Below are 21,791 nucleotides of genomic sequence, written 5' to 3'. Positions count from 1 at the left end.
CTGTTTCAGAGGCGCTGCACCTAGTCGATCAATCGAGAACCGGTTAAGAGGGTTCAATCACTGAATCAGGCCGAATTCCTTGGCCAGCATCTTGTAGTCCGCGACCTGCTTCTTCACGTAGGTGTCCAGCTCAGGGCCGGTCATGGCGAAGGGGAACAGCTCGCGCTGGTCACGCAACTTGGCGAAATCTTCGGAGGCCAGCAGTTTGTCGAACGAGGCTTTCCACCAGTTGTATTCCTCGTCGGTCACTTTTGGCCCCAGGTAGAAGCCACGCACCACCGGCCAGACGATGTCGTAGCCTTGCTCTTTGGCGGTCGGGATGTTCTTCATTTCCGGCTCGTCCAGGCGCTCCTCGGAGAACACCGCCAGCAGGCGCATGTCGCCGCTGAGGATGTGCGGCATGGAGTCGGAAATGTCGGTGGAACCTACCTGGATGTGGCCGCCGAGCAGGGCCGTGGCGATTTCACCACCGCCTTCCAGGGCCACGTATCGCAGGTCGCGCGGGTTGATACCGGCGGCCTTGGCGATCAGCGCGGTCTGCATCCAGTCCTGGCTGCCGACGGTGCCGCCGGAACCGATCACCACTTTGCTCGGGTCGGCTTTGAGCGCCTTGACCAGATCGTCGAGGCTCTTGTAAGGCGAATCTGCTTTCACAGCGATGGCGCCGTAGCTGGTGCCGACGGCTGCCAGCCAGCGCACCGCGTTTTCATCGAAGCGACCGAACTTGCCTTGCGCCAGGTTCAGCAGCGAGCCGCTGGACCACGCCACCAGGGTGCCTGCATCGGCCGGACGCTGAGCGACCACCGCGTTGTACGCCACCGCGCCCACGCCGCCTGGCATGTAGGTAACGCGCATCGGCTTGCTCAACAGCTTCTCGTTGACCAGCGCGCTCTGCGCCAGCTTGCAGGTCAGGTCGAAGCCGCCGCCGGGGGAGGCCGGGGCGATGCATTCAGGACGGTTGGGTTCTGCGGCCCACAATTGAGTGGCCACCAGCATGCAACTGGCAGCGACGCTGATACGGCGCAACGATAGGTTCATGGTCAGTCTCCGACGGAGTTGTTGTTTTTAAAGGGCGTACGGTCAGGCAGATACGGACGGGAATGCAGACGTGACGACACATCGCGCGCGCAAGCGGCGAAGCGAACTCAAAACAGGACGGGATTCAGACGGCACAAGGGCCTGTGATTGCAGTGATGGCATCACCGATGACTCCGATATTGTTTTTATTGTTGAAAACGCATCGAGGCGTTTTTCGTCACGACCCTGGGGCGTTACGCAGGCCGTGAATGGCGCAATCGTAACGAGTCGTGACCGGATCCTAATCAGTGAAGCTTTCATCAACCTTTCAACTACCTTTCATGAACCTTTCGTCAGCCGCACAGCCGTCGGTTCTGTCTATTCTTTAAATGTTTCAGCTCTTCACAGACGGCGGCGCGTCTGTAAACTCCGCCTCCACCAAACGCCTCAATCGGGAGAAACCGATGCGTGTCCTGCTCGTCGAAGATCATCTGCAACTGGCCGAAAGTGTCGCGCTGGCGCTCAAGGGCAGCGGCCTGACCGTGGACGTGCTGCATGATGGCGTTGCCGCCGACCTGGCTTTGAGCAGCGAAGAATACGCGGTCGCGATCCTTGACGTCGGTCTGCCGCGCATGGACGGTTTCGAGGTGCTGGCGCGTTTGCGTTCCCGGGGCAAGAACACCCCGGTGCTGATGCTCACCGCCCGCAGCGACGTCAAGGACCGGGTCCACGGGCTGAATCTCGGCGCCGACGACTACCTGGCCAAGCCGTTCGAGCTGTCCGAGCTTGAAGCGCGGGTCAAGGCGCTGCTGCGGCGCAGCGTGCTGGGTGGCGAGCGCCAGCAGCGCTGCGGGGCGCTGGTCTATGACCTGGACACCCGCCGCTTCACCCTGGGCGATGACACGCTGACCCTGACGTCCCGCGAGCAGTCGGTGCTTGAAGCGCTGATCGCCCGCCCCGGCCGGGTGATGAGCAAGGAGCAACTGGCCTCGCAGGTGTTCGGCCTGGATGAGGAAGCCAGCGCCGACGCCATCGAGATCTACGTCCACCGCCTGCGCAAGAAGCTCGACGGGCATCCGATCGCCATCGTCACTTTCCGTGGTTTGGGTTATCTCTTGGAAAGCCGGGATGTTTAACCCGTTCCGCGCAGCCGAAAACAGCCTGCGCTGGCGCCTGCTGTGGAACCTGGGCTTGTTGTTGGTGGTGTTGATGATCGCCAGTGGCATGAGCGCCTACTGGAATGGCCGGGAAGCGGCCGATACGGCCTATGACCGCACGCTGCTGGCCTCGGCGCGCACGATCGCGGCTGGCCTGTCCGAGCGCGACGGCACCCTGAGCGCCGACGTGCCCTATGTGGCTCTGGACACCTTTGCTTACGACAGCGCCGGGCGGATCTACTACCAGGTCAACGACATCGACCAGAAGCTGATTTCCGGTTACGAAAATCTGCCCGCGCCGCCATCCGGCACCCCGCGCACTGACGATTATCCTGCGCTGGCCAAGTTCTACAGTGGCCGCTACCTGGGACAGGACGTGCGGGTGGTCAGCCTGCTCAAGCCGGTGAGCGAGCCGAACATGAACGGCATGGCCGAGATTCGCGTAGCCGAGACCGAGGAACAGCGGGTGAGCATGGCCCGGGCGCTGATGGCCGATACCCTGCTGCGGCTCGGAATGCTGGGCGGCGGTGCGTTGTTGCTGGTGTGGTTTACGGTCAGTGCGGCGCTGCGTCCGCTGGATCGCCTGAGTGCGGCGGTGGAGGAGCGCGAGCCCGATGACCTGCGCTCGCTGCCGTTGGTGGAAGTGCAGCATGAACTGCGTCCGCTGGTGAGTTCGCTCAACCACTTCACCGAGCGCCTGCGCATGCAGTTCGAACGGCAGGCGCAGTTCATCGCCGACGCTTCCCATGAACTGCGCACTCCGCTGGCGGCTCTCAAGGCGCGGGTGGAATTGGGTTTGCGCGATCAGGAGCCGGCCGCGTGGCGCAGCACCCTTGAAAGTGCCGCAACGGGTACTGACAAGCTGACCCATCTGGCCAACCAGTTGCTGTCTCTGGCGCGTATTGAAAACGGCGCTAGGGCGATTGCCGAAGGCGGCGCCGAAGTGCTCGATCTCACCCAGTTGGCGCGGGAGTTGGGCATGGCCATGGCGCCGTTGGCCCATGCCCGCGGCGTGTCGCTGGCGCTTGAGGCCGACCAGCCGGTGTGGATGCGCGGTGAGCCTACTTTGCTCAACGAGTTGCTCAGCAACCTGGTGGACAACGCCCTGGCCCACACGCCCAAGGGCGGCAACGTTGTGTTGCGGGTGCATGCGCCTTGCGTGCTGGAAGTCGAAGACGACGGCCCGGGCATCCCGATGCACGAGCGTGACCGGGTGTTCGAGCGGTTCTATCGACGTCAGCAGCAGGGCAATGGGGCAGGATTGGGATTGGCCATCGTCGGAGAAATCTGCCGCGCACATCTGGCGAAAATCACCTTGCACGACGGCGCAGAGCAGGGCCTGAAAGTCCGCGTGACCTTCCCGGCCCCCGAAACCGCTTCGTAGCAGCACGGCTTGCCGGCGTCGGCGGCCTCGGAATCGCACCGCCGGCAAGCCGTGCTGCTACGGGGAGTGGTGCATCGACAACCGTGGGACCTGGCTTGCCCGCGAAGGCGTCCGGCCAGTGCTTCGATGGTGCCTGATCCGCCGCCTTCGCGGGCGAGCCCGCTCCCACAGATCGGGGCCAGACGAAGGTCGCAGCATCTCAACAAACCCCGTAGCAGTCCGGCTTGCCGGCGTCGGCGGCCTCGGCATCGCCCCGCCGGCAAGCCGTGCTGCTACGGGGAGCGGTGCATCGACAACCGTGGGAGCGGGCTTGCCCGCGAAAGCGTCCGGCCAGAAGCTTCGATGGTGCCTGATCCGCCGCCTTCGCGGGCGAGCCCGCTCCACAGGTCGAGGTCAGACGAATGTCGCAGCATCTCAACAAACCCCGTAGCAGCCGGGCTTGCCCGCGGGAGCGGTCTGTCAGGCTCAGTAGAGCAGCGTCATCGCCTCGTTCATTTCGTTGATCAGCGCACCGTCGGCCATGTTCAGGCCCAACTGGTTGACCGCCGGCATTGCCATCACATCCAGATTCGGATACGGCCGGCCCGTGGCTTCGTGCACATGCACGGACGCCACCTGCACCAGATCCACATAATCAGCCTGGGTCGAAACGCGGGTGAAGTTCTGAAACTGCCGGGGAACGATCGCCAGCGCTTCGGGGAAGTCCCACGAGCGCAACAAACGCTCACCAATGATCGGGTGAATGCGCTCGATGACATGGTTCAGGCTCACCGGATCGGCCAGCAATTCGAAGTTGTCTTCGGCGTAGGTCAGGATGGGCAGCACACCAATCAGATGCACCAGGCCCGCCAGTGTCGCCTTGTCGGCCTTGAGCATTCCACGGCGCTGGCTCAGCGCGCTGCTGACCCCGGCCACCTGCAGGCTGAGCTTCCAGATGTCGCGCATCTTGGTTTCGATGACCTCGGACTTGGCGTGGAACATCTGCTCCACCACCAGCCCGATCGCCAGGTTGCAGCTGTAGTTCACGCCCAGACGACGCACCGCGGTCAGCACGTCGCTGACCTCGAAGTTAGGCCGCAGCAATGGGCTGTTGACCACCTTGATCAGGCGGGCGGACAGCGCGGTGTCGCTGCCGATCACCTTGGAGAGGTCGGCGATGGTGATTTCCGAGTCTTCGGCCGCCAGACGGATTTTCATTGCCACTTCAGGAAGCGTAGGCAGAAACAAGGCGTCCTTGTCGATCGCCTTGATCAGGTCCCTCTGCACCTTGTCAGCCATGCTACTCATACGAAATCTCTGGATATTGCATTACGACCAGCGCCGCGTGCCGTGCGATGGCAGGGGCGCAGACCACTGCGCTGACGTCTGGCACGGTTGTTATCGCTGCGGTTCAACGCTGGGTTTCAAGCTTGGCATCCAGAGTGTAGGGCAGCTCTGCCAGTTGCAGCGGCTGGCCTTCGGGTGCGCGCAGATGAATCTGACCGTTCTCCACCGCATCGGCCTGCAACACCGCCAGCAGTTCTACAGCGTTGCCGCTGCGCGCTGCAATCACCACGTTGCCGGCAGAACTTGTGTGAACGGGAGAGAACAGCTCGGTGCCAGGTTCAGGAAGGTCGGTGCCCTCCAGCGTCAGGCGATACAGGCGACGCTTGAGCTTGCCCAAGTACTGCATGCGCGCAACGATTTCCTGACCGGTGTAGCAGCCTTTCTTGAAGCTGACGCCACCAACGGCCTGCAGGTTGATCATCTGCGGGATGAATTCTTCACGGGTCTGGCCGAACACCTGACCGATACCGGCGCGGATCTGGCCCAGCAGCCAGTCGTTCAGCGAGCCTTCCGGCAACTGCGCGGCCAAACGATTGCGCAGATCGGCAGCCCCCTCGGCACGAACCCAGAGTTCTGCGCGGGCAGGGGAGACGCGAATGGCGACCAGATCATTGGCGCGGGCGACCGAATCGGTCTCATCCGCCAGCTCGAGGCCCAGGCTGGCCAGAGCGGCCTGACCGTCGTTCACGCCGAATCGCACCCAGGCCGGACTTTCGTCGGTCAGCTTGGACTTGGAGAAGACAGCGTATTTTTTCAGGTCCGCCAGTTGGGCTTCGATCAGCTCGCTGGCCATGGCCATTACCACGCCATCACCTTCCAGCAGAATGCGGAAACTGGATTGCATGCGGCCCTTTTGCGTGCAGCGGGCACCGAGCGTGGCCTTGGCATCGCTCAGGTAATCCATGTTGCAGGTCAGTTGGCCTTGAAGAAACTTGCTGGCGTCCACGCCGCGAACGGCAAGCACACCTTCGTGGGACAGCGGGCAGAAGAAAGCTGAATCGGCCATGGGTCATCGCAGGGAAGAAGTCTGGGGCACCATCATAGTGCCGTGCTTCGTTTATGCAATCCATTGCGACTAATCGCGGGTACGCCAACCGGATTCGCCCCTGTATACTCGCCGCCAAATTCGAGGAGCGCCCCATGGTCGAAGATGTTGAACTCAACCGTCTCTTTTGGCACAGCCGCCGCGGCATGCTCGAGCTGGATGTCCTGCTGGTGCCGTTTGTCAGAGAAGTCTATCCATCGCTCAATGACGTGGACCGCGCACTGTATGTGCGCCTGCTGACCTGCGAAGACCAGGACATGTTCGTCTGGTTCATGCAGCGCGGCGAGTCGCAGGATCCGGAATTGCAGCGCATGGTTCGCATGATTCTGGACCGTGTCCAGCCGAAATGACCGGTTCGAATGCCGCTGGCGGGGTTCCAGAATCCTGCTGACGGCATATCTGGGCTGCCTGTCGCTGGCCCTTGTGTCGACACTCCTTCTTGCAATCCCGGCGTGGGCCAAGGCCCTCGGCGTAGCGCTGTGCCTGTTGCACGGAGCGCGCTACCTGCGCCGCTCGATCCTGCTCGACGCCCCGGACGCGCCGACTGCCCTGCGCCGGGACAGCGGCGGCTGGCAGTTGTGGAGCCGCCGTCATGGCTGGCAGCCGGTGCAACTGCGCCCGGACAGCGTGGCGCTGCCGTTCCTTGTATTGCTCAGGTATCGCCCTGCGACGGGCCACTGGCTGGAGCGTCGCTGGGTGCGCACTGTGTGCATTGCGGCTGACGCCATGGCACCGGACGATCACCGGCGCCTGCGTCTGCGGCTCAAGTTCAGCCGTCGAAGGTGGGCGGTGCCAGAATAGTGTCCACCGCTTCCGGCAGCATCTCTGGATAGTCCAGCGTGTAGTGCAGCCCACGGCTTTCCTTGCGGGCCATGGCCGAAGCGATCATCAGCTCTGCCACCTGGGCCAGGTTACGCAACTCGATCAAATCGCGGCTGACCTTGTAGTTGCTGTAGAACTCGTCGATCTCGTCAAGCAGCAGGCGCACCCGGTGCTGGGCGCGTTGCAGCCGCTTGTTGGTGCGCACGATGCCCACGTAGTCCCACATGAAGCGCCGCAGCTCGTCCCAGTTGTGGGCGATGATGACGTCCTCGTCCGAGTCGGTCACCTGGCTGGCGTCCCACTGGGGCAGCCCCTGTGGCTGGGGGATTTGCGGCAGTTGCGCGACGATATCGGCGGCGGCCGAGCGGGCGTAGACGAAGCACTCCAGCAACGAGTTGCTGGCCATGCGGTTGGCGCCGTGCAGCCCGGTGAAGCTGGTCTCGCCGATGGCATAAAGCCCCGGTACGTCGGTGCGGCCGTGCTGGTCAACCACCACGCCACCGCAGGTGTAGTGCGCAGCAGGCACCACGGGAATCGGCTGGCGGGTGATGTCGATGCCGAATTCCAGGCAGCGTTCATAAACAGTGGGGAAGTGGGTTTTGACGAATTCTTCTGGCTTGTGGCTGATGTCCAGATAAACGCAGTCCACCCCCAGGCGCTTCATTTCATGGTCGATGGCGCGGGCCACGATGTCTCGCGGGGCCAGTTCGGCGCGGGAATCAAAGCGCTGCATGAAGCGTTCGCCGTTGGGCAGCTTCAGATAAGCGCCTTCACCACGCAGGGCCTCGGTCACCAGGAAGCTCTTGGCCTGCGGGTGATACAGGCAGGTGGGGTGAAACTGGTTGAATTCCAGATTGCCGACCCGGCAGCCCGCCCGCCAGGCCATGGCGATGCCGTCGCCGCAGGCGCCGTCGGGGTTGCTGGTGTAGAGATAGACCTTGGCTGCGCCGCCGGAGGCCAGAATCGTGAAGCGGGCGCTGTGGGTATCGACCTCGCCGGTGCTGCGGTCCAGCACGTAGGCGCCCAGGCAGCGCTGGCCGTCCAGGCCCAGGCGGCGTTCGGTAAGCAGGTCGACCGCGACGCGCTGCTCCAGCAGCTTGATGTTCGGGCGTGACTTGGCCTGGGCCAGCAGCGTGCGGAAGATCGCCGCCCCGGTGGCGTCGGCGGCGTGAATGATACGCCGATGGCTGTGCCCGCCTTCGCGGGTCAGGTGGAATTCGAAACCGCCGTCCACTACTGCCGAGGTGTCGTCGCGGGTGAACGGCACGCCCATGTCGATCAGCCACTGAATCGCTTCGCGGCTGTGCTCCACCGTGAATCGCACGGCGTCTTCATTGCACAGGCCTCCGCCGGCATTGAGCGTGTCTTCAACATGGGATTGCACGGTGTCGGCGTTGTCCAGCACCGCCGCCACGCCGCCCTGGGCCCAGAAGGTCGAGCCGTTGGCCAGATCGCCCTTGCTCAGCACCGCAATGCGCAGGTGGGAGGGGAGGGTCAGCGCCAGGCTCAGGCCGGCAGCACCGCTGCCGATCACCAGTACGTCATGTTGAAAGTGTCGACTCATTGTTCTCTCGGCTTCTATATGGCCTGTGGCTGCGTACGAAATGTCCCGACGCTCGGTGATTGTGCAGTGAAAACCCCATCACCTTCGCATCAAAACATTTCCAACGGAGCCTAGTATGTAAGGTGTAGTGGCGGCACAATGGCCAGGATTTTATGGCAATTGTGAATCGCAGCGGGGGCGGATTGTGCGCTACTGCGCGGTATTGTGCATACCGTCCGGCGGGCTATTTCGATCAGGCACTCATGATCGGATTGGATCCGTCTGACACGGCGGTGTGCGTCTCACGCTCTAGAACAAATAGTGGGAACTTTTCATAAAGCCCTACGTTCAATAGAGGGTTGCCGATAAAGGGACAGCGTCGGCGTTCTGCAAGGGTGGTTTGATCACCTGCGCAAGCGCTTTCGACGACAAGATTATTCACGCAGCCGACTTGGTTCGAGCTGCGTTTTTCGTGCGGGCTACCGACGCTCGCCGGAAACTTGCTTGAAGGGGGGAGAACTTTTGCGTAAAGCCCGAGTCTATGTTTGCAAGCCTGTGAGCCAGCCTCTGCAACACTCCTTTGAGCTCTATGAGGAGTGTTCATGCTAACCCAGGAAGAGGATCAGCAACTGGTCGAACGCGTACAGCGCGGCGACAAGCGAGCCTTTGATCTGCTAGTGGTGAAATATCAGCACAAGATTCTTGGGTTGATCGTGAGATTCGTCCACGACACCCACGAAGCCCAGGATGTTGCGCAAGAGGCCTTTATCAAGGCCTACCGCGCGCTTGGAAACTTTCGCGGCGACAGTGCGTTCTATACGTGGCTGTACCGTATCGCCATCAACACGGCGAAAAACTATCTGGTGTCGCGAGGTCGGCGGCCGCCGGACAGCGATGTGAGATCTGAAGACGCGGAGTTCTACGACGGCGATCACGGCCTCAAGGACATCGAGTCGCCGGAACGGGCATTGTTGAGGGATGAGATCGAGGGCACCGTCCATCGGACCATCCAGCTACTGCCAGAAGATTTACGTACTGCTCTAACTTTGCGTGAGTTTGACGGTCTGAGTTACGAGGACATTGCGAGCGTTATGCAATGCCCGGTTGGTACCGTGCGCTCTCGCATCTTCCGCGCTCGGGAAGCCATTGATAAAGCCCTGCAACCTTTGTTGCAGGAAACCTGAGACAGCGGCGATAGCCATATGAGAGGAACCGCCATGAGTCGTGAAGCCCTGCAGGAATCGCTGTCCGCGGTAATGGATAACGAAGCGGACGAATTGGAATTACGTCGAGTGCTCAATGCAATCGACGATGCGGATACACGTGCCACATGGTCGCGTTATCAGATTGCTCGTGCAGCGATGCACAAAGAACTGCTGATGCCTCATCTGGATATCTCGGCCGCTGTATCCGCCGCCATCGCCGACGAAGTCAGCCCGCTCAAGGCCGGTCGTGGTCCTTGGCGTACGCTGGGTCGCCTGGCTGTAGCTGCGTCGGTCACCGTCGCCGTTCTGGCCGGTGTGCGCCTGTACAACCAGGATGAAATCGCCGGTGCCCAACTGGCACAGCAATCGGCACAGCCTGCCAACATCGCCATGCCTCAGGTAAAAGGCCCGGCAGTCCTGGCTGGCTACACCGAGAGCAACGACCAGACCCCAGGCCCGATGGCCAGTGGCGTATTGCAGAACCAGGCCGGCTGGCATGACCAGCGTCTGCCAGGCTACCTGCGTCAACACGCCCAACAAGCTGCGTTGAAAGGCACTGAAAGCGCTCTGCCATACGCACGTGCTGCCAGTCTGGAAAACCGTTAAGGAGGATCATGCGCGCCATCCGTCTATTGCCGCTTCTGCTTGGTGGATGGCTGGTCCTTCCAGCTCATGCCGATGACGCGCAAGACCAACTCAAGCGTCTTGCGCAGGCAGAGCAACAGCAAAGCTTCCAGGGCACGTTCGTCTACGAGCGAAATGGGAGCTTTTCAACTCACCGAATCTGGCATCGCGTCGCCGATGGCAAGGTTCGTGAACATCTCCTACAGCTCGATGGCTCCGCCCAGGAAGTACTGCGCGTTGACGGCATGACTCAATGCGTCAGTGGTACATTGGTTGCGGGTGTCTCGAACATTCCGGATTCGCCGGCCCATGGCTTCGACGCTGCCAAGCTGTCGTCCTGGTATGACATCAAGGTCGCCGGGGATTCCCGCGTGGCCGGTCGTCCTGCCGTGGTCGTGACGCTGACGCCCCGCGATCAGCATCGTTTCGGTATCGAACTGCATCTGGACAAGGAAACCGGGTTGCCCCTCAAGTCGCTGTTGTTGAGCGATAAAGGGCAGTTGCTCGAGCGTTTCCAGTTCACCGAGTTCAACACCGACGCGCCGACTGACCAGGCGCTTGAACCCAGTGGCGACTGCAAGCAGGTCGAAGTGGCCAAGGCCAAACCCGAGGCGCAGAAGCCTGCGGTGGCCTGGCATTCCGACTGGCTGCCGCCCGGCTTTGAGCTCAGTGGCGCTGCAGCACGCAAGGACCCCGACTCCAAGGCGCTGGTCACCAGCCTCATGTATGACGATGGCCTGGCGCGCTTCTCCGTGTTCATCGAGCCTGTGAGCGGGGCCGCCGTGACGGACATTCGCACCCAGCTCGGCCCGACCGTCGCCGTGTCCCGGCGCCTGACAACGCCCAAGGGCGATGCCATGGTGACTGTGGTCGGCGAGATCCCGATCGGCACGGCTGAGCGCATCGCGCTGTCCATGCGCAATGGCGATGCCGCGCCGCCGGCCGCTGCCAAGAAGTAATCTGCCTGAACCGGTACGCTCACTATGAAAAAGGTTTCATATTGGGCGTTCCGGGCCTCTAGCCTAGCAATCGCGGGCTCTGCACGAGATGCTGAAATGTTTGGTCAGCTTTGCAGGTTGCAATCACACTCTTTTTTTTCTATAGGTCACAGCTTCGCAGCTCTGGCCTTTGTCGTTTCAGCTTTCAGAAAGCTGACCTGGAGTAAAACACTGGTTAAGAGCCCAACACTGAGCAAGACTGCACTGTGTGAATGCTCCTCGAACCTGTCGGTTCGTACCGCTTATCCATGCTCGTTGTGAACGGGAGCCGTATGTCGATACCACGCTTGAAAACCTACCTGTCCTGGATGGCCGCCGTGCTCATGCTCGGGCAGGTCCTCACTGCCCAGGCAGAAGCCCTGCCTGACTTCACCACCCTCGTGGAGCAGGCGTCGCCTGCCGTCGTGAACATCAGTACGCGGCAGAAAATGCCGGAACGTTCGGTGGCCCAGGGCCAGGTGCCCGATCTGGAAGGCCTGCCGCCGATGCTGCGTGAGTTTCTCGAGCGCAGCATGCCGCCAGGATCGCGTCCGCCAGGGTCCGGAAAGGGCGATCGCCAGCGTGAAGCGCAGTCCCTGGGCTCGGGTTTCATCATCTCGGCCGACGGTTTCATCCTGACCAACAACCACGTGATCGACGGCGCCGACGAGATCCTCGTTCGCCTGTCCGACCGCAGCGAAATGAAAGCCAAGCTGATCGGCACCGACCCGCGCACCGACGTTGCGGTCCTGAAGATCGACGGCAAGGACCTGCCCACCGTCAAGCTGGGCAACTCCGACAAGCTCAAGGTGGGTGAGTGGGTACTGGCCATCGGCTCGCCATTCGGCTTCGATCACTCGGTGACCAAAGGTATCGTCAGCGCCAAGGGCCGCAGCCTGCCGAACGACACCTATGTACCGTTCATTCAGACTGACGTCGCGATCAACCCGGGCAACTCCGGTGGTCCGCTGTTCAACATGGCGGGCGAAGTGGTGGGTATCAACTCGCAGATCTTCACCCGTTCCGGCGGCTTCATGGGCCTGTCGTTCGCCATCCCGATCGATGTGGCGATGGACGTGGCCAACCAGCTCAAGGCCAACGGCAAGGTCAACCGCGGCTGGCTGGGTGTCGTGATCCAGGAAGTGAACAAAGACCTGGCCGAGTCGTTCGGTCTCGATAAACCGGCCGGTGCGCTCGTCGCCCAGGTTCTGGAAGACGGTCCGGCGGCCAAGGGTGGCCTGCAGGTCGGCGACGTGATTCTCAGCGCCAACGGCACGCCAATCGTCATGTCGGCAGACCTGCCGCACCTGATCGGCAACCTGAAGGACGGCAGCAAGGCTGAACTGGACGTGATCCGCGACGGCAAGCGCCAGAAAGTGACGGTCACCGTCGGCGCATTGCCTGCCGAAGGCGAGGAAATGGGCGCCGCCGATGCGGGTGTCGAGCGCAGCAGCAACCGTCTGGGTGTTTCGGTCACCGACCTGACCGCCGAGCAGATGAAGTCCCTGGACCTCAAAGGCGGCGTGGTCATCAAGGACGTGCAGGACGGTCCTGCCTCGATGATCGGCCTGCAGACGGGCGATGTGATCACTCACCTGAACAACCAGGCGATCACCACCGCCAAGCAGTTCACTGAAGTGGCCAAGGGCCTGCCGAAGAACCGTTCGGTGTCGATGCGAGTGCTGCGCCAGGGGCGCGCCACCTTCATCACCTTCAAACTGGCCGAATAATCAGTCATGACGGAAAAGGAGCGGCAGGATCGCTCCTTTTTTGTGCCAGAAGGGCGCCCGGATTTGCCGCTGCACGTGCGCAGTGACGCCCGAGCGTTCCTTCAGGTACAATTCCCGGCTATTTTCGGCGGGCAGTCTGCCTGCAATATTTTTCGAGTGTTGATCCGTGAGTGATTTGAGTCATATCCGCAATTTCTCCATCATCGCCCACATTGACCATGGCAAGTCGACGCTGGCTGACCGTTTCATCCAGATGTGCGGCGGCCTGTCCGAGCGCGAAATGGAAGCTCAGGTGCTTGATTCCATGGACCTGGAGCGTGAGCGCGGGATCACGATCAAGGCCCACAGCGTTACCCTCTATTACAAGGCGCGGGACGGCAAGACCTACCAGCTGAACTTCATCGACACCCCGGGCCACGTGGACTTCACCTATGAAGTCAGCCGCTCGCTGGCCGCCTGCGAGGGCGCGCTGTTGGTGGTCGATGCCGGTCAGGGCGTGGAAGCGCAGTCCGTCGCCAACTGCTACACCGCCATCGAACAGGGCCTGGAAGTCATGCCGGTCCTGAACAAGATGGACTTGCCCCAGGCCGATCCGGATCGCGTCAAGGACGAGATCGAGAAGGTCATCGGTATCGATGCCACCGACGCCGTGGCGTGCAGCGCCAAGAGCGGCATGGGCGTTGACGAAGTGCTGGAGCGTCTGGTCCAGACCATCCCGGCGCCGACCGGCGACATCGAAGCGCCGTTGCAAGCGCTGATCATCGACTCCTGGTTCGACAACTACCTGGGCGTCGTCTCCCTGGTGCGCGTGCGTCACGGCCGCGTCAAGAAGGGCGACAAGATCCTGGTCAAGTCCACCGGCAAGATCCACCTGGTGGACAGCGTCGGTGTGTTCAACCCCAAGCACACGGCAACAGTGGACCTGAAAGCGGGCGAAGTAGGCTTCATCATCGCCGGCATCAAGGACATCCACGGTGCGCCGGTGGGTGACACCCTGACCCTGAGTTCCACCCCGGACGTCGAAGTGCTGCCAGGCTTCAAACGCATCCAGCCTCAGGTCTACGCCGGTCTGTTCCCGGTCAGCTCCGACGATTTCGAAGACTTCCGCGATGCGCTGTCGAAGCTGACGCTCAACGACTCGTCGCTGCAATACCTGCCGGAAAGCTCCGACGCGCTGGGCTTCGGCTTCCGTTGCGGCTTCCTGGGCATGCTGCACATGGAAATCATCCAGGAGCGCCTCGAGCGCGAGTACGACCTGGACCTGATCACCACGGCGCCAACCGTAATCTTCGAGCTGTTGCTCAAGACCGGTGAAACCATTTACGTCGACAACCCGTCGAAGCTGCCGGATCTCTCCAGCATCGAAGACATGCGCGAGCCGATCGTGCGGGCGAACATCCTTGTGCCTCAAGAGCACCTGGGTAACGTCATTACGCTGTGCATCGAGAAGCGCGGTATCCAGCACGACATGCTGTTCCTCGGCACCCAGGTCCAGGTGACCTACGACTTGCCGATGAACGAAGTGGTCCTGGACTTCTTCGACCGTCTGAAGTCGACCAGTCGCGGTTATGCGTCGCTGGACTATCATTTCGATCGTTATCAGTCGGCGAACCTGGTCAAGCTCGATGTCCTGATCAACGGCGACAAGGTCGATGCGCTGGCGCTGATCGTGCACCGCGACAACGCTGCCTACAAAGGCCGTGCGTTGACCGAGAAGATGAAAGAACTGATTCCTCGTCAGATGTTCGACGTGGCAATCCAGGCAGCCATTGGCGGCCAGGTTATCGCGCGTACAACCGTCAAGGCACTCAGAAAGAACGTACTGGCTAAGTGCTACGGTGGCGACGTGAGCCGTAAGCGCAAGCTGCTTGAAAAGCAGAAGGCCGGTAAGAAACGCATGAAGCAGGTCGGCAACGTGGAAATTCCACAGGAAGCCTTCCTTGCAGTGCTCAGGTTGGAATAATCAGGCCCTATGTCACTAAATTTCCCGCTGTTGTTGGTCATTGCCGTTTTTGTCTGCGGTTTGCTGGCGCTGATCGATCTGATCGTGTTGGCGCCGCGTCGGCGTTCGGCCATTGCGAATTATCAGGGCAGCGTGAGCCAGCCGGATGTCGCCGTCGTCGAGCAACTGAACAAGGAACCGCTGCTGGTTGAATACGGCAAGTCGTTCTTCCCGGTCCTGTTCATCGTGCTGGTGTTGCGTTCGTTCCTGGTCGAGCCGTTCCAGATTCCTTCGGGATCGATGAAGCCGACGCTGGATGTGGGCGATTTCATCCTGGTCAACAAGTTCTCCTACGGTATCCGTCTGCCGGTGATCGACATGAAAGTCATCCCGGTAGGTGATCCGCAGCGCGGGGATGTGATGGTGTTCCGCTACCCAAGCGATCCGAACGTCAACTACATCAAGCGCGTTGTCGGCCTGCCGGGCGATAGCGTGCGCTATACCAACGACAAGCAACTGTTCGTCAACGGCCAGTTGGTCGCCAAGCAATTGATCGGTTCGGAGCCCGGGACCTTGGGCAGCGCCGAGCTGTACAACGAGAAGCTGGGTGAGGTCGAGCACCAGATTCGTCAGGAGATGAGCCGCTACCGCGCGCCGCCTGACCACGAGTGGAAAGTCCCGGCCGGCCATTACTTCATGATGGGCGACAACCGCGACAACTCCAATGACAGCCGCTACTGGGATGACCCCAACATTCCCAAGGAAGAGCTGGGCATGGTTCCCGACAAGAACATCGTCGGCAAGGCCTTTGCCGTGTGGATGAGCTGGCCGGAGCCGAAGCTGAGCCACCTGCCCAACTTCTCGCGAGTCGGGTTGATCAAGTAACCGCTGCGGCGCTGTGTGACACAGCGCCGTATGTCATTTCAGCGGTCTAAGCTTGCGGGGTTGGCCCTGCATGCCGCAGGGACAGACTATTCTTGAGGGCACACATGACATCTGCCGGTTCGCAAAAAGGCTTGTCGTTCATTGGGTGGCTGGTTTTGCTGGCCGTCCTTGCATTTGCAGCAAGTACCGCAGCCAAGGTAGTGCCGCATTACCTCGATTACATGTCGATGAAGAAAATCATCGAAGCCGCCGGCACCGACAACGCCGCGGAGATCAACAGCAGCAGTGATTTCCATGACTATGTGGCCAAAGGCATGCAGGTCAATAACATTCGGGATTTGGATTTGAACAAGGCGTTAACAGTGACGACGGAGAACAACAGGTTCCTCGCCCATTTGAAATACGAACAACGAGAGCCACTGATCCAGAACATCGATCTGGTGGTCAAGTTCGACCACGAATTCAGCGTGGGTAAACCGTGAGCGTGTCATTGAGTCGCCTGGAGCGTCAGCTCGGCTATACCTTCAAAGACCAGGAACTGATGGTTCTGGCCTTGACCCACCGCAGCTTTGCCGGACGCAACAACGAGCGTCTGGAATTCCTCGGTGATGCCATCCTCAACTTCGTGGCCGGTGAAGCGCTGTTCGAGCGTTTCCCTCAGGCCCGTGAAGGCCAGTTGTCGCGTTTGCGTGCCCGCCTGGTGAAAGGCGAAACCCTGGCTCTGCTAGCCCGCGGATTCGATCTGGGTGAGTACCTGCGCCTGGGCTCCGGCGAATTGAAGAGCGGCGGTTTCCGGCGTGAGTCGATTCTGGCCGATGCCCTGGAAGCGCTGATCGGTGCGATCTACCTGGATTCGGGCATGGAAATGGCGCGCGAGCGCGTGCTGTCCTGGCTGGCCAGCGAGTTCGACAGCCTGACGCTGGTCGACACCAACAAGGACCCGAAAACCCGGCTGCAGGAATTCCTGCAGTCCCGCGCCTGTGAACTGCCGCGCTATGAAGTGGTGGACATCCAGGGCGAGCCGCATTGCCGAACCTTTTTCGTCGAATGCGAAGTTACCTTACTGAATGAAAAAAGCCGGGGACAGGGTGTCAGCCGTCGCATTGCCGAACAGGTAGCCGCGGCCGCAGCACTTATCGCCCTTGGTGTGGAGAATGGCAATGACTGATACAACTGCAACACGCTGTGGCTATGTCGCCATCGTTGGCCGGCCAAACGTGGGCAAGTCGACGCTGCTCAACCACATTCTCGGCCAGAAGCTGGCGATCACCTCGCGCAAGCCGCAGACCACCCGCCACAACATGCTGGGCATCAAGACCGAAGGCGACGTGCAAGCCATCTATGTCGACACCCCCGGCATGCACAAGGGCAGCGACAAGGCGCTCAACCGCTACATGAACAAGACCGCTTCGGCGGCGTTGAAAGACGTCGACGTGGTGATCTTCGTCGTGGACCGCACCAAGTGGACCGACGAGGACCAGATGGTTCTGGAGCGCGTGCAGTACGTGACCGGCCCCCTGATCGTCGCGCTGAACAAGACCGACCGCATCGAAGACAAGGCCGACATGATGCCGCACCTGGCCTGGTTGCAGGAGCAGTTGCCCAACGCCCAGATCATCCCGATTTCCGCGCAGCAGGGGCACAACCTGGAAGCGCTGGAGAAGGTGATCGCCGAGCAGTTGCCGGAAAACGATCACTTCTTCCCGGAAGACCAGATCACCGACCGCAGCAGCCGCTTCCTGGCCGCCGAACTGGTGCGCGAGAAGATCATGCGCCAGCTGGGTGCGGAGCTGCCGTACCAGATCACTGTCGAGATCGAAGAATTCAAGCAGCAGGGCAAGACCCTGCACATCCATGCGCTGATCCTCGTCGAACGTGACGGCCAGAAGAAGATCATCATTGGCGACAAGGGCGAGCGCATCAAGCGCATCGGCTCCGACGCCCGCCGCGACATGGAAGTGCTGTTCGATTCCAAAGTCATGCTCAACCTGTGGGTCAAGGTCAAGGGCGGCTGGTCCGACGACGAACGCGCCCTGCGTTCGCTGGGTTACGGCGACCTGTAAGCACTTGTTGCTTCACTTGTGGGAGCGAGCTTGCTCGCGAAGAGGGTGTAACGTTCAACATCAATGTTGACTGGCACATCGCTTTCGCGAGCAAGCTCGCTCCCACAGTGGTTTCAGTTGACCATGAGTCTGTGTTCGTTCATCGAGAAGTGCATGTCCCCAAACGCTCCCGCCAGCCAACTAGCCTACGTGCTGCACAGCCGGCCCTACCGGGAAAACAGCGCGTTGGTGGATTTCGTCACGCCTCAGGGCCGGCTGCGTGCCGTGCTGCGCAGCGCCCGTGGCAAGGCAGGCTCGCTGGCGCGGCCTTTCGTGCCGCTGGACGTCGAGTTTCGCGGGCGCGGTGAGCTGAAGAACGTCGGACGCATGGAGAGCGCAGGCATCGCCGCCTGGCTTGAAGGCGATGCGCTGTTCAGCGGCCTGTACCTCAATGAGCTGCTGATTCGCCTGCTCCCCGCCGAAGATCCCCACCCCGGTGTGTTCGAACACTACGCCGCGACGCTGGCAGCCCTGGCCGAAGGGCGCGCGCTGGAACCCTTGCTGCGATCTTTCGAGTGGCGTCTGCTGGACGACCTGGGTTACGGTTTCGCCCTCGATGCGGACGTCAACGGCGATCCGCTTTCGAGCGACGGCATGTATCGCCTCCAGGTGGACGCCGGCCTTGAACGGGTGTATCTGTTGCAGCCCGGCCTGTTCCAGGGTGCCGAACTGTTGGCCATGTCCGAGGCCGACTGGGATGCGCCGGGCGCGTTGTCGGCGGCCAAGCGCCTGATGCGCCAGGCCCTGGCGGTGCACCTGGGTGGCCGCCCGCTGGTCAGCCGTGAACTGTTTCGCAAGCCCTAACCAACAAGACCCAGGCAGGCGCGATTCGCCTGTCCAGATGAAGTTTCAGGAGAACAAAGTGACCCACAGCACCCGCATCCTGCTCGGCGTGAACATCGACCACGTCGCCACCCTGCGTCAGGCCCGTGGTACCCGTTATCCCGATCCGGTCAAGGCGGCACTGGACGCCGAAGAAGCCGGGGCCGATGGCATCACCGTGCACCTGCGTGAGGACCGTCGTCACATTCAGGAGCGCGACGTGCTGCTGCTCAAGGACGTGCTGCAGACGCGCATGAACTTCGAAATGGGTGTGACCGAAGAGATGATGGCGTTCGCCGAGCGTATTCGTCCGGCGCACATTTGCCTGGTGCCGGAAACCCGCCAGGAACTGACCACCGAAGGCGGCCTGGACGTCGCAGGCCAGGAAGCGCGGATCAAGGCCGCGGTTGAGCGTCTGTCGGCCATCGGCAGTGAAGTGTCGCTGTTCATCGACGCCGATGAGCGCCAGATCGAGGCCTCGGCCCGTGTCGGTGCGCCCGCCATCGAGTTGCACACCGGACGCTACGCCGACGCCGAGACCCCGACCGAGGTGGCCGAAGAACTCAAGCGCATCGCTGACGGCGTGGCGTTCGGCTTGAAGCAGGGACTGATCGTCAACGCCGGCCACGGCTTGCATTACCACAACGTCGAAGCGGTCGCGGCGATCAAAGGCATCAACGAGCTGAACATCGGCCACGCGCTGGTGGCCCATGCGCTGTTTGTCGGCTTCAAGTCGGCGGTGTCGGAGATGAAGGCGTTGATTCTGGCGGCTGCCAGCAAGGCCTGATCGCGTATATCGCTGAGCCCTGTAGGAGCGCGCTTGCCCGCGACTGCGGCGTGTCAGTCGATCTGGCTGTGACCGACATGACGCAATCGCGGGCAAGCGCGCTCCTACAGGTGGGCGGCCCTCAGGCCTTGCGCCCGACGATCACCGCTCTGCGCGGCGCAGGCAGGCCTTCCACGGTCTTGCTGTGGTCGTTCGGGTCGAGGAAGTCGCCGAGCGACTGATACTTCATCCATTCGGTACTGCGCTGTTCTTCGACCGTGGTAGTGCTGACATCCACGCAGCGCACATCGACGAACCCCGCCCGGCGCAACCACAATTCCAGCGCAGGCACCGACGGCAGGAACCAGACGTTGCGCATCTGCGAGTAGCGGTCCTCGGGCACCAGCACCTGGTGCACGTCGCCTTCGACGACCATGGTTTCCAGCACCAACTCGCCGCCCTTGACCAGGCAATCCTTCAACGCCAGCAAGTGATCGATCGGCGACTTGCGGTGGTACAGCACGCCCATGGAAAACACCGTGTCGAACCCTTCAAGCCGAGCAGGCAGGTCTTCCAGCGCGAACGGCAGGTGCCAGGCGGGCAGGTCGGGCAGGTAGCGCTGCATCGCCTGGAACTGGCAGAAGAACAGCCAGTTCGGATCGACGCCGATTACGCTGTCGGCACCGGCGCCCAGCATGCGCCACTGGTAGTAACCGTTGCCGCAACCCACGTCCAGCACGCGCTTGCCAACCAGATCCAGATGGGGTGCGACCCGCGACCATTTCCAGTCCGAGCGCCATTCGGTATCGACATGCACGCCAAACACATCGAACGGCCCCTTGCGCCAGGGCGAAAGCCCCATGAGCGCGGCACGGGTCTGTTCGCGGGTGGCGTCGTCGCAGTCGGTGTCGAGGACGAACGCATCCTTGAGTTCGACCCGGCTTGGTGTCAGTGCGGCCAGGGCGTTCAGCGCGCCTTGCCAGCGCTCCAGATCGCCATGGCCTTTTTCCATCTTGGCGTCGAGTTGCGCTTGCAGGCCTTGGGCCCAGTTGGACAGCGGGGTGCCCGCCAGGCGGCGGACCAGTGGGGCGAGATCAATCATGGCAGGGCAATCAGAGAGGCGAAATTGAGGCACTGGAACCAGGGCACGACTTTGCTGAACCCTGCGGCCAGCAGGCGTTCGCGATGCTGTTCGAGGCTGTCGGGTTTCATCACGTTTTCGATGGCGCTGCGCTTCTGGGCGATTTCCAGTTCGCTGTAGCCGTTTGCGCGCTTGAAGGCTACGTGCAGGTCGGTGAGCAGGGCGTGTTCTTGGTTGTCGTCGAAACGCAGCTTCTCCGACAGGATCAGCGCACCGCCGGGCAGCAGCGACTGACGAATGCGCGTCAGCAAGGCCAGGCGTTGTTCAGGAGCGATGAATTGCAGGGTGAAGTTCAGGGCCACCACCGAAGCCGGCTGGAATTCGAGGGCGAGAATGTCGCCTTCGATGACGTCCACCGGCAGCAGTTCCTGGAACATCGAATCCTGTGCATTGAGGTACTCGCGGCAGCGCTCGACCATGGCGGCAGAGTTGTCGATGGCGATCACCCGGCAATCGTCGGTGCGCACGTGGCGGCGCAGGGCCTGGGTCACCGCGCCCAGGGAACTGCCCAGGTCGTAGAGCACGCTGTGGGGCTGGGCGAACTGCGCCGCGAGCACGCCAAGGTTCTCGACGATGGTCGGGTAACCGGGCACCGAACGCTTGATCATGTCCGGGAACACCCGCACCACGTCCTCGTTGAAGGCGAAGTCGGGCACCTGGCCCAGCGGCTGGGCGAATATGCGGTCGGGTTCTTGGCTCACGGCGATTCCGAAGGATGAGGCGAAAAGTGCGGCATTTTAGCCAAATGTGCCGCGATGCTGAAACCTCATCTCATCGTTCGGGCGTTTGCCACTCAATTGACCGTAATTGCGCAATCGAACGTGCGCTCGGGGCGGACCTCGGGTGCCCAGGGTTGTTGATAGACCATCATCAGATGCCCCGTCCCTGCACTGGCGGCCTTGTAACGCCACACCGACTGCCCGGATGTGCCGACCATGCCGATGTCCTGCGGGCTGTTGAACACTTCCGGCCCCATGGCGTTGAGGATCGAGGGCGCAGGGTTCTGCATCAGCCAGCGGTGCCCGGTGGTGGGGTTGCTCGGCAGCATGAGCATCAGGGTCTGGCCGGTCTTGAGGGTGATGGGGCAGTCTTTCTGATCTTCCAGGGACACGATCTGTTTCGGTTGCTGGGCACAGGCGGCCAGCAGGGCGAGGCTGAACGGGACGAGCAGACGGGCAGGGGACATGGAGGCTCCGGACGTGGGCTACTTGGGTCGGAGCATAACTGAAGAACGTGTGAATGCTAATCGCATCTCGGTACGAACTGTAGGAGCGCGCTTGCCCGCGACGGCGTCGTGTCAGTC

The 21,791-nt window shown here is 61.6% G+C and carries 22 protein-coding genes; 15 read left to right on the top strand and 7 right to left on the bottom strand.

The annotated features are described in order from the left end of the window. Positions 1–57: 57 nt before the first annotated feature. The gene (locus tag ACIPOO_RS04100; RefSeq protein ID WP_400605183.1) at positions 58–1,044 is read right to left on the bottom strand and encodes a Bug family tripartite tricarboxylate transporter substrate binding protein; all 987 of its coding nucleotides are present in this window, start codon (positions 1,042–1,044) and stop codon (positions 58–60) included. Positions 1,045–1,481: 437 nt separating this feature from the next. On the opposite strand from ACIPOO_RS04100, the gene ACIPOO_RS04095 reads away from it, so the two are divergent. Next, entirely contained in the window at positions 1,482–2,153 is a 672-nt protein-coding gene (locus ACIPOO_RS04095) for a response regulator (protein WP_274135539.1), read from the top strand. Next, complete coding sequence (locus ACIPOO_RS04090) at positions 2,146–3,558, top strand: sensor histidine kinase (RefSeq protein WP_400604613.1); 1,413 nt, start codon at positions 2,146–2,148, stop codon at positions 3,556–3,558. The genes ACIPOO_RS04095 and ACIPOO_RS04090 overlap by 8 nt, the downstream gene beginning before the upstream one ends. 465 nt (positions 3,559–4,023) lie before the next feature. On the opposite strand, the gene ACIPOO_RS04085 is transcribed toward ACIPOO_RS04090, so the two are convergent. Then, positions 4,024–4,845, bottom strand: coding sequence for an HDOD domain-containing protein (locus ACIPOO_RS04085; RefSeq protein ID WP_274135537.1), 822 nt, complete (start codon positions 4,843–4,845; stop codon positions 4,024–4,026). Positions 4,846–4,948: 103 nt separating this feature from the next. Then, complete coding sequence (locus ACIPOO_RS04080; RefSeq protein WP_400604611.1) at positions 4,949–5,890, bottom strand: YgfZ/GcvT domain-containing protein; 942 nt, start codon at positions 5,888–5,890, stop codon at positions 4,949–4,951. A 134-nt stretch (positions 5,891–6,024) separates the two neighbouring features. Here ACIPOO_RS04080 and ACIPOO_RS04075 point away from each other — a divergent pair, with 134 nt between their 5' ends. Both ACIPOO_RS04075 and ACIPOO_RS04070 read left to right on the top strand, forming a co-directional pair. Further along, positions 6,025–6,279 (top strand): succinate dehydrogenase assembly factor 2, encoded by a 255-nt coding sequence (locus ACIPOO_RS04075; protein ID WP_274135535.1) that lies wholly within the window; start codon positions 6,025–6,027, stop codon positions 6,277–6,279. Next, positions 6,263–6,730, top strand: a complete 468-nt coding sequence (locus ACIPOO_RS04070) for a protein YgfX (protein ID WP_400604609.1) — start codon at positions 6,263–6,265, stop codon at positions 6,728–6,730. Before ACIPOO_RS04075 ends, ACIPOO_RS04070 begins: the two co-directional genes overlap by 17 nt. Here ACIPOO_RS04070 and nadB read toward each other — a convergent pair. Beyond that, positions 6,699–8,315 (bottom strand): L-aspartate oxidase, encoded by a 1,617-nt coding sequence (gene nadB / locus ACIPOO_RS04065; RefSeq protein WP_400604607.1) that lies wholly within the window; start codon positions 8,313–8,315, stop codon positions 6,699–6,701. The two genes, ACIPOO_RS04070 and nadB, sit on opposite strands and share 32 nt — an antisense overlap. Before the next feature lie 581 nt (positions 8,316–8,896). Between nadB and rpoE the strand changes: the two genes are divergently transcribed. From rpoE to pdxJ, 11 genes are all read left to right on the top strand, one after another. Then, positions 8,897–9,478, top strand: coding sequence for an RNA polymerase sigma factor RpoE (gene rpoE / locus ACIPOO_RS04060; RefSeq protein ID WP_037014368.1), 582 nt, complete (start codon positions 8,897–8,899; stop codon positions 9,476–9,478). A gap of 33 nt (positions 9,479–9,511) precedes the next feature. Beyond that, positions 9,512–10,105: an anti sigma-E factor RseA C-terminal domain-containing protein gene (locus ACIPOO_RS04055; RefSeq protein ID WP_274135527.1), complete on the top strand. Its 594-nt coding sequence runs from the start codon at positions 9,512–9,514 to the stop codon at positions 10,103–10,105. A gap of 8 nt (positions 10,106–10,113) precedes the next feature. Then, positions 10,114–11,082 carry a MucB/RseB C-terminal domain-containing protein gene (locus ACIPOO_RS04050; RefSeq protein WP_400604604.1) on the top strand — a complete coding sequence of 323 codons (969 nt, stop codon included), beginning with the start codon at positions 10,114–10,116 and terminating at the stop codon, positions 11,080–11,082. Positions 11,083–11,429: 347 nt separating this feature from the next. Then, positions 11,430–12,830 (top strand): DegQ family serine endoprotease, encoded by a 1,401-nt coding sequence (locus tag ACIPOO_RS04045; RefSeq protein WP_400605181.1) that lies wholly within the window; start codon positions 11,430–11,432, stop codon positions 12,828–12,830. 166 nt (positions 12,831–12,996) lie between these two features. Beyond that, the gene (gene lepA, locus ACIPOO_RS04040; protein ID WP_274135525.1) at positions 12,997–14,793 is read left to right on the top strand and encodes a translation elongation factor 4; all 1,797 of its coding nucleotides are present in this window, start codon (positions 12,997–12,999) and stop codon (positions 14,791–14,793) included. Positions 14,794–14,802: 9 nt separating this feature from the next. After that, positions 14,803–15,657 carry a signal peptidase I gene (lepB, locus tag ACIPOO_RS04035; RefSeq protein ID WP_274135523.1) on the top strand — a complete coding sequence of 285 codons (855 nt, stop codon included), beginning with the start codon at positions 14,803–14,805 and terminating at the stop codon, positions 15,655–15,657. Positions 15,658–15,761: 104 nt separating this feature from the next. After that, positions 15,762–16,139 (top strand): DUF4845 domain-containing protein, encoded by a 378-nt coding sequence (locus ACIPOO_RS04030; protein ID WP_274135521.1) that lies wholly within the window; start codon positions 15,762–15,764, stop codon positions 16,137–16,139. Then, positions 16,136–16,825, top strand: a complete 690-nt coding sequence (gene rnc / locus ACIPOO_RS04025) for a ribonuclease III (RefSeq protein ID WP_274135519.1) — start codon at positions 16,136–16,138, stop codon at positions 16,823–16,825. The genes ACIPOO_RS04030 and rnc overlap by 4 nt, the downstream gene beginning before the upstream one ends. Continuing rightward, positions 16,818–17,720, top strand: coding sequence for a GTPase Era (era, locus tag ACIPOO_RS04020; protein ID WP_274135518.1), 903 nt, complete (start codon positions 16,818–16,820; stop codon positions 17,718–17,720). The genes rnc and era overlap by 8 nt, the downstream gene beginning before the upstream one ends. Positions 17,721–17,873: 153 nt before the next feature. After that, entirely contained in the window at positions 17,874–18,563 is a 690-nt protein-coding gene (gene recO, locus ACIPOO_RS04015; protein WP_274135517.1) for a DNA repair protein RecO, read from the top strand. Positions 18,564–18,621: 58 nt separating this feature from the next. Further along, positions 18,622–19,368, top strand: coding sequence for a pyridoxine 5'-phosphate synthase (gene pdxJ / locus ACIPOO_RS04010; protein WP_400604600.1), 747 nt, complete (start codon positions 18,622–18,624; stop codon positions 19,366–19,368). A gap of 121 nt (positions 19,369–19,489) precedes the next feature. Here pdxJ and cmoB read toward each other — a convergent pair whose 3' ends face one another. From cmoB to ACIPOO_RS03995, 3 genes are all read right to left on the bottom strand, one after another. Beyond that, entirely contained in the window at positions 19,490–20,449 is a 960-nt protein-coding gene (gene cmoB, locus ACIPOO_RS04005; RefSeq protein WP_400604598.1) for a tRNA 5-methoxyuridine(34)/uridine 5-oxyacetic acid(34) synthase CmoB, read from the bottom strand. After that, positions 20,446–21,189, bottom strand: coding sequence for a carboxy-S-adenosyl-L-methionine synthase CmoA (gene cmoA / locus ACIPOO_RS04000; RefSeq protein ID WP_400604596.1), 744 nt, complete (start codon positions 21,187–21,189; stop codon positions 20,446–20,448). The genes cmoB and cmoA overlap by 4 nt, the downstream gene beginning before the upstream one ends. A gap of 92 nt (positions 21,190–21,281) precedes the next feature. Further along, a complete protein-coding gene (locus ACIPOO_RS03995; RefSeq protein ID WP_274135509.1) occupies positions 21,282–21,674 on the bottom strand; it encodes a protease inhibitor I42 family protein in 393 nt (130 codons plus the stop codon). Positions 21,675–21,791: the final 117 nt, after the last annotated feature.

The sequence above is a fragment of the Pseudomonas sp. NPDC090201 genome, assembly GCF_044746825.1.
Taxonomy (GTDB): domain Bacteria; phylum Pseudomonadota; class Gammaproteobacteria; order Pseudomonadales; family Pseudomonadaceae; genus Aquipseudomonas; species Aquipseudomonas putida_AD.
The sequence above is the reverse complement of the archived record's forward strand: the minus strand, read 5'-3'. Positions and strand labels throughout refer to the sequence as shown.